The sequence below is a fragment of the Microcoleus pseudofavosus SVA1_A4 genome, assembly GCF_036700565.1.
Lineage (GTDB): Bacteria > Cyanobacteriota > Cyanobacteriia > Cyanobacteriales > Microcoleaceae > Microcoleus.
Genome location: NZ_JAUBPE010000048.1, coordinates 1 through 16355 on the forward strand (window position 1 = coordinate 1; position 16355 = coordinate 16355).

General features: G+C 45.9%; 13 protein-coding genes. 6 read left to right on the forward strand and 7 right to left on the reverse strand.

Going from position 1 to position 16355, the window contains the following annotated elements; translation table 11 throughout:
• Nucleotides 1–64 precede the first annotated feature (64 nt).
• The 3 genes from QUA02_RS20160 to QUA02_RS20170 all read left to right on the forward strand — a co-directional run bounded on the left by QUA02_RS20160 (nt 65) and on the right by QUA02_RS20170 (nt 3565).
• On the forward strand, nt 65–625 hold the full coding sequence (locus tag QUA02_RS20160) for a hypothetical protein (protein WP_333030151.1): 561 nt from the start codon (nt 65–67) through the stop codon (nt 623–625).
• Between the two features lie 24 nt (nt 626–649).
• Complete coding sequence (locus QUA02_RS20165; protein ID WP_333030152.1) at nt 650–2149, forward strand: pentapeptide repeat-containing protein; 1500 nt, start codon at nt 650–652, stop codon at nt 2147–2149.
• A gap of 657 nt (nt 2150–2806) precedes the next feature.
• Complete coding sequence (locus QUA02_RS20170) at nt 2807–3565, forward strand: AMIN domain-containing protein (RefSeq protein ID WP_333030153.1); 759 nt, start codon at nt 2807–2809, stop codon at nt 3563–3565.
• Between the two features lie 29 nt (nt 3566–3594).
• Here QUA02_RS20170 and QUA02_RS20175 read toward each other — a convergent pair whose 3' ends face one another.
• Nucleotides 3595–4185 (reverse strand): DUF3172 domain-containing protein, encoded by a 591-nt coding sequence (locus QUA02_RS20175; protein WP_333030154.1) that lies wholly within the window; start codon nt 4183–4185, stop codon nt 3595–3597.
• 290 nt (nt 4186–4475) lie between these two features.
• Here QUA02_RS20175 and clpS point away from each other — a divergent pair, with 290 nt between their 5' ends.
• Nucleotides 4476–4757 (forward strand): ATP-dependent Clp protease adapter ClpS, encoded by a 282-nt coding sequence (clpS, locus tag QUA02_RS20180; protein WP_015178019.1) that lies wholly within the window; start codon nt 4476–4478, stop codon nt 4755–4757.
• Nucleotides 4758–4984: 227 nt separating this feature from the next.
• On the opposite strand, the gene rbp is transcribed toward clpS, so the two are convergent.
• Both rbp and QUA02_RS20190 read right to left on the reverse strand, forming a co-directional pair.
• Nucleotides 4985–5326: an RNA-binding regulator gene (gene rbp, locus QUA02_RS20185; RefSeq protein WP_333030155.1), complete on the reverse strand. Its 342-nt coding sequence runs from the start codon at nt 5324–5326 to the stop codon at nt 4985–4987.
• A gap of 285 nt (nt 5327–5611) precedes the next feature.
• Complete coding sequence (locus QUA02_RS20190; RefSeq protein ID WP_333030157.1) at nt 5612–6892, reverse strand: Sll1247 family protein; 1281 nt, start codon at nt 6890–6892, stop codon at nt 5612–5614.
• Nucleotides 6893–7301: 409 nt separating this feature from the next.
• Here QUA02_RS20190 and QUA02_RS20195 point away from each other — a divergent pair, with 409 nt between their 5' ends.
• Nucleotides 7302–8690 carry a UDP-N-acetylmuramoyl-tripeptide--D-alanyl-D-alanine ligase gene (locus QUA02_RS20195; protein WP_333030158.1) on the forward strand — a complete coding sequence of 463 codons (1389 nt, stop codon included), beginning with the start codon at nt 7302–7304 and terminating at the stop codon, nt 8688–8690.
• A gap of 123 nt (nt 8691–8813) precedes the next feature.
• Here the strand turns inward: QUA02_RS20195 and QUA02_RS20200 are convergent, their stop codons facing one another.
• Nucleotides 8814–9248 carry a hypothetical protein gene (locus tag QUA02_RS20200; protein ID WP_333030160.1) on the reverse strand — a complete coding sequence of 145 codons (435 nt, stop codon included), beginning with the start codon at nt 9246–9248 and terminating at the stop codon, nt 8814–8816.
• A gap of 221 nt (nt 9249–9469) precedes the next feature.
• Here QUA02_RS20200 and QUA02_RS20205 point away from each other — a divergent pair, with 221 nt between their 5' ends.
• The gene (locus tag QUA02_RS20205) at nt 9470–10594 is read left to right on the forward strand and encodes an HNH endonuclease (RefSeq protein ID WP_333030161.1); all 1125 of its coding nucleotides are present in this window, start codon (nt 9470–9472) and stop codon (nt 10592–10594) included.
• A 116-nt stretch (nt 10595–10710) separates the two neighbouring features.
• Here QUA02_RS20205 and QUA02_RS20210 read toward each other — a convergent pair whose 3' ends face one another.
• The 3 genes from QUA02_RS20210 to recG all read right to left on the reverse strand — a co-directional run bounded on the left by QUA02_RS20210 (nt 10711) and on the right by recG (nt 16348).
• Nucleotides 10711–11247 (reverse strand): Uma2 family endonuclease, encoded by a 537-nt coding sequence (locus QUA02_RS20210; protein WP_333030162.1) that lies wholly within the window; start codon nt 11245–11247, stop codon nt 10711–10713.
• 123 nt (nt 11248–11370) lie between these two features.
• Complete coding sequence (gene fusA, locus QUA02_RS20215) at nt 11371–13455, reverse strand: elongation factor G (protein WP_333030163.1); 2085 nt, start codon at nt 13453–13455, stop codon at nt 11371–11373.
• 385 nt (nt 13456–13840) lie between these two features.
• A complete protein-coding gene (gene recG, locus QUA02_RS20220) occupies nt 13841–16348 on the reverse strand; it encodes an ATP-dependent DNA helicase RecG (protein ID WP_333030164.1) in 2508 nt (835 codons plus the stop codon).
• Nucleotides 16349–16355 lie beyond the last annotated feature (7 nt).

Below are 16355 nucleotides of genomic sequence, written 5' to 3' on the forward strand. Positions count from 1 at the left end.
CGTCTCGCTCGCGATCTAGCCGCGAGCGAGACGCTCGCACTCCTAAAAAACGCTTTTTACCAAATTGGGATGCTCCCGTATTGCTCAAGCTTCCAATCAAGAATTTGCTGAAATTGACATTAATTTTGATAATAAGTATCAATCGATCAAAGAATTGTGTATTCAAGCTTTTTACGAGCAAGATATTACCGCCGAGATAGTAGGTGAATGGCCGAATGAAAGCGTTTTAATAAATTTATTTCATATTGCTCGTCATGTGGCTCAAAATGAAGGAGAAAAACCACCATTTTTTTTATTTGAAGAGCGAGACAATCACGATTTAGACGCTTTAGCCCAAAAGTTTGTTAATGACGATCTTGGCCCTCGCGCTTTGGAGCAAGCATTACAGGTTGAGTTTGAGCGAAAAGACCGTTATTGGAAAACAATTTATTATAGCTATGAACTGTTTAAAGAGCATTATAATGCCTGTGTGAATAAGCTGTTAGCTAAAGAGAGTATTTCTGTAATTAACCCCGATTTACCTCCGGCTGAAAATCTCAAAATGCTTCCTAACTCTCAGGTTGTTGAGATTGAAAACAAGCCACAGCAATCGAAAGAATTTGATGTATTACCTGAAACGAAATAAGCTTACTTATCTTCTGATTTACCAATGCCTAAGCAAATTAGCAGTTTAGAGCAGTGGAAAGATTTTGTTTGTAAGAGTATTAATATTTTTTACGGTTGTGATGTTGTACAGTCTTTTAAAGTTTTAGGTTCTGATAAATATACCTCTTGGAAGATTTGCACGGATCATGATATAGACTCAGATTTAATCAAGCCACATTTAGAAAAGCTCATGCAAAAAATTCAAACTTTTCTAGAACCTAGAGGGTATATTCCACCAGAAAGGATTTTTGTTAATCATGTATCAGTAGAAAGAAAGACTCACTCTGGATGGAGAACAGATAGTCTTCGTGCAAGACCAATAAGATCTGCACAGACGGAATGGATTTTGAATTCATTGCATACTGACAATCAAAACAAAATAGCTTCAGCCGGAATTACAGAGGTTAGCTTAAATAGCTCAAATGAAGACATTAACTCATCCGCAGTAAAATTAGAAGTTTCTGAAAACATTGAAATAGACCAACAAAATCTTTTGTACCGCAGTACAGAGGTTAGCTTAAATAGCTCAAATGAAGACATTAATTCATCCGCAGTAAAATTAGAAGTTTCTGAAAATGTTGAAATAGACCAACAAAATTTTTTGCTTCGTTATGCCAATGGAGAACGAGATTTTCATGAACTAAAACTGACTGGAGTGAATAATGGACTAAAACTGGCTGGAGTGAATATAAGTGGGATAAATTTAAGCGGAGCTAATTTGTGTTTTACGAATATGTTCAGGACAAATCTGAGTAAGGCAAATTTAACGGGAGTGAATCTGGTGCAAGCTAATTTAAGTGAAGCAAACCTTACCCGAACTAACTTGATTAAAGCTGCTCTTCAGTATGCTAGCCTGAGCGGAGCTAATCTTCAGAATGCCAACCTGAGTGGAGCTAATCTTCAGAATGCAAACCTGAATCGAGCTAATCTTGAGAATGCCAACCTGAGTGGAGCTAATCTTAAAGGTTCTAACTTGAGTGAAGCTAATCTTCAAAATGCTAACCTGAGTGAAACAAACTTAAAAAAAGCAAATTTTTTTAATGCAATTATGCCGAATGGCGAGATATGTAATCAGCCTAACTCTTCGGAGAAACCGCCTATTATGATACTAGAAAATGCAGCTCAAAACTCAAGCACTATCTTATCTGAGTTCATCAGTACACTTGACAAATCTAATCGGACTTTGATAGAAACTTGTATTAGCCACGGAAAAGTTGAGATATTGAAGTCACTTGATGGTAATTATGATTTACTAATTATGTGTCCTCACCCGAAAGTGCCTGCTTCTGTAAAATTTTATTCGTTAACCAGCAATTTTCAACAGTTTGTTGGCAATCTTGGTAAAATTATGATTTGTACAACTCGAGATAGAATTGAGTTAATTGCTGATTCGGAAATTAATTCCTATGAAGATTTTGACGAAACTTTGTGGACTATAGACTTCAGACATTATGCTTTGATGAATCACAAAAGCCATAACTGGTACATTGTTATACCTAGATAATGTTATCTTTATCAACCCATTGTTGAAAAAAATATTAAACTAATGTCGCATTCAGCCGAGATTCGTGTAAAAAAGTGCAAGGTAAGCCCGGAAAGTATTATCCTGCATAAATTTTAGATTTGAGCAAAGAAATCATCTGGCTGATAATCTTTAACTCTCCCAAAGCCATACAGAGCCAGACTTGGGTCATCTATATTACACTAAATTACACATATCTGGTATCGAGCTCTAAAGGGTAGTTCTAATCTGTTATGGAAAGATTAGAGTTAGAACAATTTAATAGCCTCTTGTCTGGTGATTCCCATTGGATAATGATGTGTACTTTCCTTCACTAAATCATTAGGTGTGTGGACATTGACTCGATGAACCAGTTTTGTTGTTTCATGGATGTGTAAAATAACAAATTTATGCTCACTAAGAGTAATCTTTTCCGTCACCATACTGCTTTACCTCAAGACATAGTGGCTCAAACATCAATATCTAGATATTTTAGCCAGTAAGAGGAAGGATTTGAATAATTGTCTAAGCTAAATTTACCAACAAAGGAGCGGTCGATCGTACTGAAATCACACAATAATGCTAAACTTTCAGCATCATCCAAAGGCAAAATTTTTCCATCAATAATCTATTTCACATCAGAACTTTCACGCAGCAGCCATGCCCTACAAAAAATTACTCCCAAGCTTTTGGGGAGACTTACAAAAATTGACTGTTAATTCTCTCGTACCTGGATTGTTCGCGATCGAGTCACTGAGTTTGAGTCTAGCAGTCGCCGCCTTAGTTTCGACGCAAATAGGACAGCAACAAGCCAACGCTTCCACAGTCCCAAGTTGGCAATTCGATCCGGCAGCGAATGAACTCGTAATTAACCTCCCAGAGGGAACAACGCCCAAGTATTCTCTACTAAATCCCCGTCAAATTGCTGTGGATTTGCCCAATACTGAGATCGGAGTAGATGCAACTCAGATTTACCCAGAAGGCATGGTGCGTTCCGTGGGAGTCAGTCAAATTCAACCGGGAAAAGCGAGAATTGTGATGGAGTTGGCACCAGGGTTTGCTGTAGGGCCCGATCGAACTCTATTCCAAAAGATTGGGACAGCAAATCGCTGGGTGCTGATTCCGTCGATCGAACCGATATCTGCCCCGGAAACCGCAGAAACCCCTGCTCGATCGGCCCCTGAAGTACCGCATGACCGATCGGCAACAACTCCCAACTCTGCCCCGATCGCCACTCTAACTTACGATCGCAATTCTTCCCCGCCGGCAACCCAAAACGACCAAATCCGACCGATAACAGTGCCTTTAGTCAGGGTTGCGGTTCAAGAACGGCGGGGGATACGTGTTGCTCCTGTACCCCGTCCATCCGCACCCGAACGGCGGATAATCAACTTTGGTGAACCGCTTCCCAAACAGTAGCTTTAAGTCGATAGCTCCAATCATCAAAATTAGAAATTTTGATTGTCTGTGGATGGAGCCACCGAACCGGGCTGGTTGATAAACAAATTTTTGGCGCTGTCGTTTTGATAGATACAATTGATGTCGGGTTGACTTTCCAGGGTACCGGTGAAGCCAAATGTATTCATGCGATTTTTGCAATCGCGCACTTGGTCTTGGCTGATGAGTTTTCTTTGTTCGAGAATTGCCCAGTTATTGGTTCGCAGCACGCATCCGGGGCGCATAGTCGGCTGTGAAATGTAGACATTGAAAGGGTTGAGGGTGACGTAGGCGCGCATATCTGTCACCATCGCGCTGGCTCCAAACTGCACGCAAAGTTCGGGGTTCGGGGCGCTGCGATCGATAAATTCCCGGGATGCTACGTTCTCTGGGCTAATCGTAGCCGTGGAGCTAAAGGCAATGCCAATCCCAATTCCCAGAATAAAGACGGCTGTTAAAATCCCTATGGTGGCGGAATTCAGGAAAGAGGGTTTCCCAGACTGAGGTTGGCGCCGCGACTGTCCGCCAAATGAGCCGGAGTCTTCATCTCGGGATTCGCCGCTGAATCTGTCGTCGTTGTAGGATTTAGGTTTGCGTTTCATAATATAATGTTCCGTCAGTTCTGGAGACTCAACAGGTAGTAGTTTGTTGTTTTTAACCGATCGCCTTTCTAACATTATGACGCTAGGAAGGTAGTGGGTACTGGCCCAGGACACCTCCTCTGCGTTTGGTGTTGGGTTCACAGTTGGCGATCGACCAGGGTAATGCCTTGTCTGAATTTGGAGATTTCAAATTAAAATAACTGAAAGTGAGATAGTCTTGCACAGCCCAGCAACCCGGCTCAAGATTATTGACAAATTTTAACATTTTACAAGTCAGGAGGTATAGATTAGTGTCTGTCGAAATTATTCAAAAGCCTTCCACAGTCCGCAAGCTTGCACCGCGCTACCGCGTTCTGCTGCACAATGATGATTTCAATCCTATGGAGTACGTGGTGCAGACTTTGATGGCGACGGTACCGAGTCTGACTCAGCCACAGGCTGTGAATGTGATGATGGAAGCCCACACTAACGGGATGGGACTGGTGATTGTTTGCGCTCTCGAACACGCTGAGTTTTACGCTGAAACGCTCAACAATCACGGATTGAGCAGCAGCATCGAACCTGACGATTAGAACGTGACGGTACTGCAAAGGATTCGTCCAGCAGGTTTCTGACTCATAGCTGATAGGCTCATACCAAAAAGCCAAGGGGTAGGCCCTTGGCTTTTTGGTATATTTAATGCGGTAGATCGGGAAATTTGAAGAGAATAGGTTTTTCGGAACGGCCGGAAGTGGTTCGGAGCTAGGTGAGCTCTCGCGCCAATTTCAACTCTCCAATCTCAAATCTTTATCCTAGGAAATTAATAACGTCCTCCTCCGCCTCCTCCGCCGCCGCCGCCGCGAGCAAATTTTCCTGGGCCGCCACCGCCCCGGTTGCCGCCGCCCCGGCCGCCTTCATCTTCGCGGGGCTTGGCTTTGTTAACTTTGAGGTCGCGGCCCATCCACTCTGCTCCGTCGAGAGCAGCAATCGCTGCATCTTCTTCTGCATCTGTTGACATTTCTACAAAACCGAAGCCGCGGGGGCGACTGGTTTCTCTGTCGGTAGGTAGATGTACCCGCTTAACGGTTCCGTATTCGGCGAAGACGGTGGTGATGTCTTCTTGGGTAACTTGGTAGGATAAGTTACCGACGTATATCGACATGAGGAATAACTCCAAAATTTAGACAGTGCAAAGATTTCAGTTTCGGAGAGTTCCCTGCCGATACAGAAGGGCAAGTTTTTAGACAATTCTGTAGCAATGAACAAAGCCTGCAACCGAATCTGATACACTTGGGATTTTAACACAGAATAGTATCTTTTGATTAGGTTTCAGCAGTTAATTAGGTCGTTGTAATTAAACGTGAAACTTTGAGGGTATTGAGACAGCCGGTTTCTGGGTGTGAGGTTTTGGCAAGGTGGAACCCGAGAAAGTTGTGGCGCCGGCCGGCTACCGCAGGAAAGATACGTCTATATTGCCAAAATTGGTACTCAAAGCTAGATTCAGGTTTTCCAGGGCTTTGACTAACCACGCCACGCCTTCTCGGGTAGAAAATTCGTAGTGACCGAACAAAATTGCCAACCGCTTTTCTAGGTAGGGCTTGACTTTGCCGCAAATTAGCACGATTTTCAGCAGCAAACCTGTGGTTTGGGTCGGCCCGAGGTTGGAGATCAGGTCGATGAAAACAAAGTGGTTGGGCCGCGCAGGACTCTCTACTACTAAAAAGTTCAATAACTGGCTGCAAGTTCTGATCATTAAAAATTCGTTGAACTTCTGAGCATCGTTGTGGGGAAAGGTATTTTGTAGTTGCTTATACAATTTATCGTTAAATTGACGTTTGCCGTAGCGATCGTCGGTGACGGAAGAAATTAGGTATTCGTACAAGTCGTCTTTAAATGAGCCGTAGGACGCAGTTGTGCTGGCGTTCGCCGTGAAGCGGCTCGCTAGCTGTCTGTAGGTATCGGCTCCTTCTACTTTTCCGACAAATTGCTTGAGGGCAAAGAACAGTTCCGGGTCACTCAACAGCGTGGGGTTTTTTATAGGCTGTATATTCCTCCCGAAGGAAAGCGAGGTTTCCCGGCGAGCTATTTGGGCTTTTCTCACTTGGTGAGCGACGTATTGCGAGAGGTCGATTTCAAATTGCTGCTGCTTTTGAACTTGGATTTTTTTAATGATTTTCTGCTGTTCGTAGGTGCTGTCGTCGCTGAGGAGGCAGTGTTTGTAGAGGTAAGGGTAGCGAGGAATTAAGTTTCCCAGGGCTAGGGTGGCGGGGGTTTTGCTGTTGCTGCTGTCTTCATTGCTGTGAGTGATGACTTTGGCTAAGCGTTTGAGGGTGAGGTACTGTTCGCTTTCGGTAAATTGATTGACTAATTTGGGGATGGAGTGAGCCGCCCGCGATCGACTGTATCCAAATACTATTTTGGGGGCTTCTTCAAACAGAGCGATCAATTCAGGGATGGCTGCTTGCTTGCTGGGGTAAGTTTGCCAGCGGTTGATCATGATGTGGCAGCAGCGGTTGAGGATGTACTTGAATTCTTGTTCGGCGTGTTTTGAGGCTGCTATTTTTTCGAGTGCGTCGGCGATCGTGCGATCGGGATATCCGGTGCCCTGGACGAACAAAGTGCGAAAGCGGCTGATGAGTTCGGCCGGCTGCTCTACTTGTACCAACTCCAGCCAGTGGTTGTAAAGTAGCTGTTCTTCTTCCTGGCTTTGTCTGTTGTAGTCGTTCACTGTGGATTAACCCTCCGAGGCTTGGACAGGAGCTTTAAGCGCCATTGGCAGATATGAATTGGCAGATGCAGCGCAACAATTGAGTCAACCGAGCTTCTCGCCTCCCGAGGCTTAGGGGTGGAAGCTGTCAGCACCTTAAGCCGATCGATATTGTTTGCTTAGTTAAACTATTTACCAACACCAGCATGACATGAATTGTTGCTAATTAGCAAGGCCTAAAATCACCCTAGACTTTGTAAAGTATTGGTAAAGATTGTCGATGTGTACGTAAGGATTTCTTGGTTGGCTGACGATTTAGTATTAGGATTGTCAAAGTCAATCCCCGTCGGCAGCCCCCTATCAGTTAAATTTGAGGTCGGGCGAGGTAGGATTAGCTGTGAAAATAATTATTTAAATGTGAGTGCTGGTTATGGTCTGTCGCGTAAGTATCGCCCAACTTACTGAAATTTTAACTGTACCTTTGCCTGCTGTGTCTGAGGGTGAGGGTGTTTTGACAGCTTTAGGGACAGGTATTGCCACAGATACGCGCACTCTTGAGGGGGGCGAAGTGTTTTTGGCCCTGCGGGGAGACAATTTTGACGGCCATCAATTTGTGGCAAAAGCCAGGGATTTGGGGGCAATTGCTGCGGTAGTCGATCGAGATTGGCAAGAGGAATTGCCTAATTTTCCGCTGTTGCGCGTTGACGATACTTTAAAAGCTTACCAGTCGATCGCCCGTTGGTGGCGCGACCAGTTCAGTATACCTATAGTTGCTGTTACTGGTTCTGTAGGTAAAACTACTGTTAAAGAATTAATTGCAGCGGTTTTGTCAACGAGTGGAAATGTTCTTAAAACTCAATATAACTACAACAATGAAATTGGAGTGCCAAAAACTTTGTTGGAGCTTTCACCGTCACACAATTATGCTGTAATTGAAATGGGAATGCGCGGGAGTGGCGAAATTGCACTGCTGTCACAAATTGCGCGTCCTACTGTTGCGGTAATTACTAACGTAGGAACGGCGCATATCGGGCGATTGGGTTCGGAAGAGGCGATCGCGATCGCTAAGTGCGAACTGTTAGCCGAAATGCCGGCCGATAGCATAGCTATTCTCAATCACGACAATCACAGATTAATTGCAACTGCGGCGAATGTTTGGTCTGGAAAAACTTTAACCTACGGCTTAGAAGGCGGCGATTTGTGCGGGGAATTGCTAGATAATAATACCATAGTTCTAGATGGTTTAGAGTTGCCGCTGCCATTACCGGGGCGTCACAATGCTGTAAATTATTTGGCGGCTTTGGCGGTAGGAAAAGTTTTAGGTATTGATTGGGAAGTTTTAAAGCAAGGTTTGTCCGTGCAGTTACCGGATGGACGGGCGCGCCGCTACGATTTGCCGCAGGATATTGTGATTCTGGATGAGACTTACAATGCTGGTTTGGAGTCGATGTTGGCGGCCCTGAGACTGTTAGCAGATACTCCCGGAAAGCGCCGGATTGCGGTGTTGGGAACGATGAAGGAATTGGGCGACAGGGCGATCGACTTTCACCGACAAGTAGGAAGGGCGGCGCGAGATTTGCAGCTTGATGCTTTGTTTGTTTTTGCTGATTTTGAGGAAGCAGCGGCGATGGCGGCGGGCGCGGCGGGTTTGCGTTTTGTGGAGATAGGAGATATTACGGCGCCCGATGGGCGGGAAGATTTAGCAAAGCGGTTGTTGGGATTTGTCGAAAAGGGCGATCGGATTTTATTTAAGGCTTCTCATTCTGTTGAGTTAAATCGAGTTGTGGAGAAGTTTAGGGCAGATTTTGCGGGGGAGTAATAGAAAAGAAATTTTGGGGATTTGAAATTATGCGATCGCTTCTAGTCGATCGCCGCCTCAAACTCACGTTTCGATCGCTGATGCGTAGGGTAAGATGCCCATCTGCACCTAAGTCCAGAGGACTCAATATTTTGATAGCCCTCTGGCCTCGATTTCAATATCGGGCTCGATCTCAATTATTGAAATTTTGGCATTTTCAACTACTGTATTTCCCATCATTGTATTGTGCATCGCCTCAAACTTAGATTCATCCTTAGCAATTCGTTCGTAGTGCAAAATTACGTGATAACGTTTTTCAATTGGTTCTCCAGAATCTGAAAGTTCCACCGCGTCCCAATCTATATTTTGAGAGTCTTCGGCTTGCTGGCGGTAGCGAGAGGCTAAATTTTCCAGGGCGATCGCGATCGCGTGTTCTTTCGTTTGTCCGTAAAAATTCATGCTATCATCGGGGCGATCGCTCAGAGATGATGAAATCTGACAAAGATACTGCCCGTTTGATTGAGCGCAAACGTCGATCGCAATTGTTCCAGTAGTGCGATCGGGATTTATTTGAGTCATAAGCTGTTCGGCATTTAAAAGACGATAGTAGGGTGCGTCAGTCCATAAGCGTTTCCCTTGTCCAGTAAGTATTCTAACTGACGCACCCTACAAGGCTCAAACTCACCACAGCACAAGTTTTAGGAGCCGGGGAAGCATGACCTATTTCAGGATATGTCGAAAAAAAGCTAAAATATCGATTAGTTTTCGTTGCACTTGTCATGTCGGAGAATAAATATAAATTGTCACAAATCGTTGACTTGCCACTGATAGGGTCTGCTGAACAATATCTCTTCTCAGTCAAAGACAATCGAGTGCGTGCTGATAAGCTACAAGAATTACTTGTCCCTAAGCTTAAAATAATCATTGAACAAGCTTGTGACCAAATTCACCAAGTTTATGGCACAGATGTACTCTCAGAGTGTCGAATAACGACTACACCAGATTGTCGAATAACGACTACACCAGCTCATCGATCTGGAGCCAAGAAAACCAAGCCCGTGGGAATAGCAACCGCTGGCTTAACTCTAAGAGAAACAAAAAATTGGTTTTTCCAACATAGGTTCGTGTGTACTTCTGATAGCTTGTGTGTGGACTTTTTTGGATTAAAAGTGCTAGAAAGGAATCCGATTGTCCAAGTCCTGAAGAACCATGTGGAAGATGTTACTAAGATTTTGAAGCAGGGTGAATATTATATTTACTCTGATACTATTACACCGGAAGAAGATAAAAAGTTAGAGTATGATGAGTTCATTAACATACTGCAATTGGCTCCTGAACGAGATTGGAAAACTACCTTTATTCGGAGTCCATCCCTAGTTCTTCCTATTAAAGACCTAGATGCAGCTCAGCCAGTGATTGATAACTTTGTCGAACTCTTTGCTATCTTTCGTGCTGCAATAAATGTGTCTCTTGGTGAGGAAGACCGTTTTGAGGACTACCTAAAATGTTTGTGGGATTGGCAAAGTCCGCTTCAGGTTCAGGAATCTGTAACTACTACTAAATTCTTTCCTGATGAAGTAGATTTAGTACAAACATTTCGTGAAGGGGCAGTACGGCAAGTTTCAGTCAATGCCTATGAACGAGAGCCTAAAGCTCGGCAAAAATGTATTGATTATTACGGTTCAAGTTGCTATATTTGTGATTTCGATTTTGGCAAAACTTTTGGACAACCAGGAAAAGGTTTCATTCATGTTCATCATCTAAAACCCCTTTCAGAAATTGCAGAAGAGTATGAAATTGACCCTATAAAAGATTTGCGTCCTGTTTGCCCAAATTGTCACGCTATGATTCATCGTAGTTCACCACCATTAAGTCTTGAACAAATCAAGATGTTGTTGAAGTCTGCTCGTGGTTCTACTATCTAATATGTGGGGCTTGCTGAATAAGCCGATCGCAAACCCAGACCACGCAATATGCGGTATATTCAGCAAACCCTAATTACTATCAACGGGGTTTTAAACCCAGTTTTCTAATAAAATGCCTACTGTCGGCGAATCATAGCCATCACAGCATCAACCGTAAGTTCCGGGAGAATACCTAAAACTGGTAAAATATCTGCACCCGAACAGATTATAGGTAGCTCCTCACCCTGCCATACCCAAACTTGTTGGTGAGAGATATCGATTAGCCATGCTAATTGCGTGCCGTTAATGAGGCAGTGGAGGATCTTATTCTGCAATTTTAAAGTGCTTTGATCCGGCGATAGAATTTCAATTAACCAATCCGGTGCGCCGTTAAGTGGTCCGTCTTCATCGGTAAGCCGATCGCCTGCTACAATCGCTATATCTGGTACTGGCGAGCAGGAAAGTACCAAGCAACGCAACTCTGGTATCGCTTCAAATCGATCAGTCCGATCGTTGATATAGTTAACCAAGTTGTGTTGCAGTCGCGAATGAAAAAGGGTTGGCATAGTTTTTTGAACTGCTCGTCCCAGAATAAATTCCCATGCAGGCGAGGATTCAATATCCGGTTGAGCGAGGAAGTCTGTTAGTGAAAGTGTTGCGATCGACTCAATCATATTTTTTTGTCGAACCTCACTGTACTTATTATCTAGATTAAATCCCCGACTTCGTAGAATTTGTCGGGGATTGAATTGTTCTGTTTGACTCCAGATAGCACCTACCGGGAGTCAAAAGCACTACTACTTCGCAGCTTGACGCTCTTTTGCCGCCTTGATCACTTCTTCAGCGATGTTGCTTGGACAAGGAGAATAGTGGGAGAACGACATGGAGAATTGTCCGCGCCCAGATGTCATGGTACGCAAGTCGCTAATGTAGCCAAACATTTCGCTCAACGGCACATCTGCCTTGATCCGCGCTCCTGTCTGACTTGTCTCCTGAGCTTTCATCATCCCCCGGCGGCGGTTGAGGTCTCCGATCACGTCGCCCATGTAATCATCTGGAGTGAATACATCGACATTCATAATCGGTTCGAGCAACTGAGGCCCAGCTTTCGGCAGAGACTGACGATAGGCTGCTTTGGCAGCAATTTCAAAAGCCATTGCTGACGAGTCAACGGGGTGGAAACCGCCTTCTAGAAGCGTGAATTTCAAGTCCAGGCAGGGGAATCCAGCCAAGACGCCTTTGTCGATGCAGCTTTCAAAGCCTTTTTCGACGGCTGGCCAGTATTCTCTCGGCACGCTACCACCTGTCACTTTTGACTCAAACTGGAAGCCGCTTCCAACCTCACCAGGCTCGATCACGTAGCCGATTTTGGCAAATTGACCGGAACCACCTGATTGTTTTTTGTGGGTGTATTCGTCTTCGAGGCGCTTGGTAATCGACTCGCGGTAGGCTACCTGCGGTTCGCCGACTTCTACTTCGATGCCGTGGGTGCGCTTGAGAATGTCTACTTTGATGTCGAGGTGTAACTCGCCCATCCCCTTAAGAATCATTTCGCCACTTTCTAGATCCGTCACCATGTGGAAGGATGGGTCTTCTTGCACCATCTTGGTGAGGGCTGCTCCCATTTTTTCTTCGCCGCCTTTTTGTTTCGGTTTGACCGAAATCGAAATAACGGGATCGGGGAATACCATCGGCTCTAGGGTTGCGGGATTTTTGGGGTCGCAGATGGTGTGTCCGGTGCGGACGTTTTTCATGCCGACGATCGCAATAATGTCCCCTGCTTGGGCCGATTCAATTTCTTCGCGAGAGTTGGCGTGCATCTCCACCAAACGGCTGACGCGCTCGGTTTTGCCTGTGGCTGTGTTGAGTACGGTGTCGCCCTTGGACAGAGTACCCGAGTACAGGCGGGTGAAGGTTAGAGCACCGTAGCGATCGTCCATGATCTTAAACGCGAGTGCCCGCAATGGCCTGTTGGGATCGACGATCGCAAACTCGCCGGTTTCATTCCCATCGAGATCGACTTCTGGCTGCGGTGTGACTTCCATCGGGTTCGGCAGGTAGTCAACTACGGCATCGAGAACCAACTGCACGCCTTTGTTTTTAAACGATGAGCCGCAGTAGGTGGGGAAAAATGCCCGATCGCGAGTACCTTTGCGAATGCAGCGTTTGAGGTCTTCGATGCTCGGCTCGTTGCCTTCGAGATACTGTTCCATCAGAGCGTCGTCTTGCTCGACGGCCAGTTCGATCAACTGTTCGCGCCAAGTTTCGACATCATCGACCATATCGGCGGGGATATCTTTAATTTTGTAGTTCATCGGATCGCCGGAGTCATCCCAGATCCAGGCTTTGCGGGTCAGCAAATCGACTACGCCGCAAAACTTTTCTTCTATGCCGATCGGCAATACCATCACCATCGGTTTAGCTGCGAGGATTTTATCAACTTGCTTGACAACGCGGTAAAAATCTGCACCGGTGCGATCGAGCTTGTTGATGTAGATGACGCGAGCCACTTTAGAATCGTTAGCGTAGCGCCAGTTGGTTTCAGATTGCGGTTCAACTCCACCCGAACCGCAGAATACACCGATGCCACCATCGAGAACCTTCAAAGAACGGTACACCTCGATCGTAAAATCGACGTGTCCCGGAGTATCGATGATGTTGAGCTGATGCTCGTTCCAGAAGCAGGTGGTAGCAGCGGACTGAATCGTAATCCCGCGCTCTTGCTCCTGTTCCATGAAGTCAGTAGTCGCCGCGCCTTCGTGAACTTCACCTATTTTGTGGATTTTGCCTGTCAGTTTCAGGATTCTTTCTGTTGTGGTGGTCTTGCCAGCATCTACGTGGGCGAAGATGCCGATATTTCGATAACGAGTGAGATCTTTCATAATTACTGTTGAGATTAAATGCGACGAACCGTCGGCGACCACCTGCAAGCGTAACCAGCGAGGAATCAATGTTGCCTTAGGCGCCAGTACAGGCTAGATTTCCTTTCCCCTGTTTCTGGCAGAACTATCTTAATTTTGACACTTCCCCGTCATTCCTGCGAAGGATTTTTGGTTTAATCAGTACGGGAATCCTTACAATCCATAAAAATACCCTAGACCAAGGCAAAAATTTTCTCACAGAATAGGTTGGGTTAAGGTACTAAATGAACAAATAAAACTTACACATGAGGCAAGCGAAACCGGGTTTTTTTACGAAAAGACGCGTTGTGACCCGCAGATTCGGTAAAAAACCCGGTTTCTTCGATCCGAGTGCGTCCAGGAATATCTAAGTCAAAATCGACCCGCTCATCATCCGCTGATATCTCCGCTCCAATTCATCCCGCACCACAGGCCAGAGATTCAAACTTTCATCATTTTCAATTACCATTTGAGCCGCCGCCCTCGCCAACTCCAAAACCTCCTGATCCTCCACCAAACTCGCCAAAGCAAAATCCGGCAAACCCGACTGTCGAGTTCCCAAAACCTGACCCGGCCCGCGCAATCTCATGTCCATTTCCGCAATAAAAAAGCCATCTTGAGATTGTTCTAAAACCTTCATTCTCTGCATAGCTTCCGCCGTCTTGGAACCGGGCATTAACAAACAATAAGAACGGTTGCTGCCCCGACCGACTCTACCCCGCAACTGGTGCAGTTGCGACAGTCCAAAACGCTCAGAATTTTCAATCAGCATTACCGTGGCATTCGGCACGTCTACTCCCACTTCAACCACAGTAGTAGATACTAAAATATCCGTTTCTTTGTCCCGAAACTTAGTAATTGCCTCATCTTTGTCAGCACTGCTCATTCTACCGTGCAGCAAACCCACCTTAAACTCAGGAAATACACTCTTTTCAAGTTTCTCTTTTTCCTCAATTGCCGATCGCACGTCCAACTTTTCCGACTCCTCCACCAGTGGCAGCACCACATAAACTTGACGCCCGCTCGCCACTTCCCGCCGAATCAAATCGTAAGCTTGGATGCGTTCTTTGGCAGACAGTACAGTGGTTTGAATTGCCTGCCTGCCGGGGGGAAGTTCATCAATTTGACTCACATCTAAATCCCCGTGCAGCGTCAGCGCCAGCGTCCGGGGAATGGGAGTTGCCGTCATCGTCAAAACGTGGGGAGCTTCGCCTTTTTGCTGCAATTTAGCGCGCTGCTGCACGCCGAATCTGTGCTGTTCGTCAATTACTGCCAAACCCAATTTTCGGAAATTCACCGTATCTTGAATCAGCGCGTGAGTTCCCACTAAAACGGGCAATTCTCCGGTTTCTAACTGGCTGTGAATTTCCCGGCGCTTTGCTACTTTTGTCGAACCAGTTAACAGTTCGACAGACAAGTGCATCAAATTAAACCAACCTACTAATTTGCGGTAATGCTGTTCTGCTAAAACTTCTGTCGGCGCCATTAAAGCGGCTTGATAGCCGGATTGAATTGCTGCTAGCATTGCGACTACGGCGACTACAGTTTTGCCGGCACCGACATCCCCTTGCACCAATCTGTTCATCGGTTGTGGCGAAGCTAAATCGTTGAGGATGTCATTGATGACTCTTTCCTGAGCATTAGTCAAGGCAAAAGGCAAGATTTCATAAAAATGTTCGATCAATTTGCCGCTAGGAAGGATGACGGCACTAGCTTGAGCTTTTCTTTGGGTTTGGCGGCGCTTTAAAAGTCCTAATTGCAGGTAGAAAAATTCGTCAAAAACTAAGCGGCGGCGGGCGGCGGCCAAACAATCTCGATCGAGCGGAAAGTGAATATTAGTCACGGCATCGGTTAAACCCATTAAACCGTAACGCTCGCGCAAATCCTCCGGTAGCGATTCCGGCAACATTTTCGCCGCCGGCATTGCAGCCAAAATCGATCGCCTCACCGAACCGGCATCCACCCCCTCCGTCAGCGGATAAACTGGTATCAGGCGGCCGACTTTCATTGATTCGATCGCACCGCCGGAGTCATCTAATACTTCTAACTCAGGATTTTCTAAAGTAATTCCATATTTACCCTGCTTCACCAACCCCGAAGCTGCCAGTACCGCACCAGTACAATACTCGCGCTTTTTGAATTCTTGCCAACCGCGATTGCTGTAGCGAGGGCCTGCAAAAAAACGACTAATTTTTATTTCTCCGGTACGGTCTTTTAAAATTACTTCTAATATGGTTAACTTCTTATTCTTCGGACTAGAAAAGCAATTGCAGCGCTTTACTTCTGCGATCAAAGTGACAGTTTCCCCAGCTACGAGTTCGCGAATTTGTACTTGCTTTGCATAGTCGATGTGGTTGCGCGGATAGTAGTAAAGCAAGTCGTATACAGTGTATAAACCCAGTTTGAGCAAGCGGTTGCCGTTGGCGGGGCCGATGCCGGTGACGCGGGTTAACTGTTGGTCGAGAGTCAGGCTGGGCGGTGGGGGTGCTGTACTCAGGGGTGCAGTTCGGGGAACGGAAACTGCTGGGGCGGTTGGTACGTCCGGGTTTGCGGGTCTGACTTGTCCTGCTTGTTCTTCGTGGTGGCGAGTTTCTTGTTCCCAAACTTGCTCCAATTGCCTCAGAAAACTGACCGTAATGGCGATCGAATGCTGGCGCCCTTCGAGATCCTTCTGAGGGTAGATGTCAAATTCGGCGGCTAGTTGTCTGGCTCGATCGCGCGAAGGAGCGGCCACACCACCTGCCAACTGTCTCAAGCTGAGGCCCAGAAACTCGCTGAAGCGGTATTGACTGCCTTGGAGGTCGTTAAATCCGCGATCGGCTTCTACTGAAAGAGCTTTTTGCAATCGCTGCCATTCGGGTTGATTATTAGTCATCAGTCAT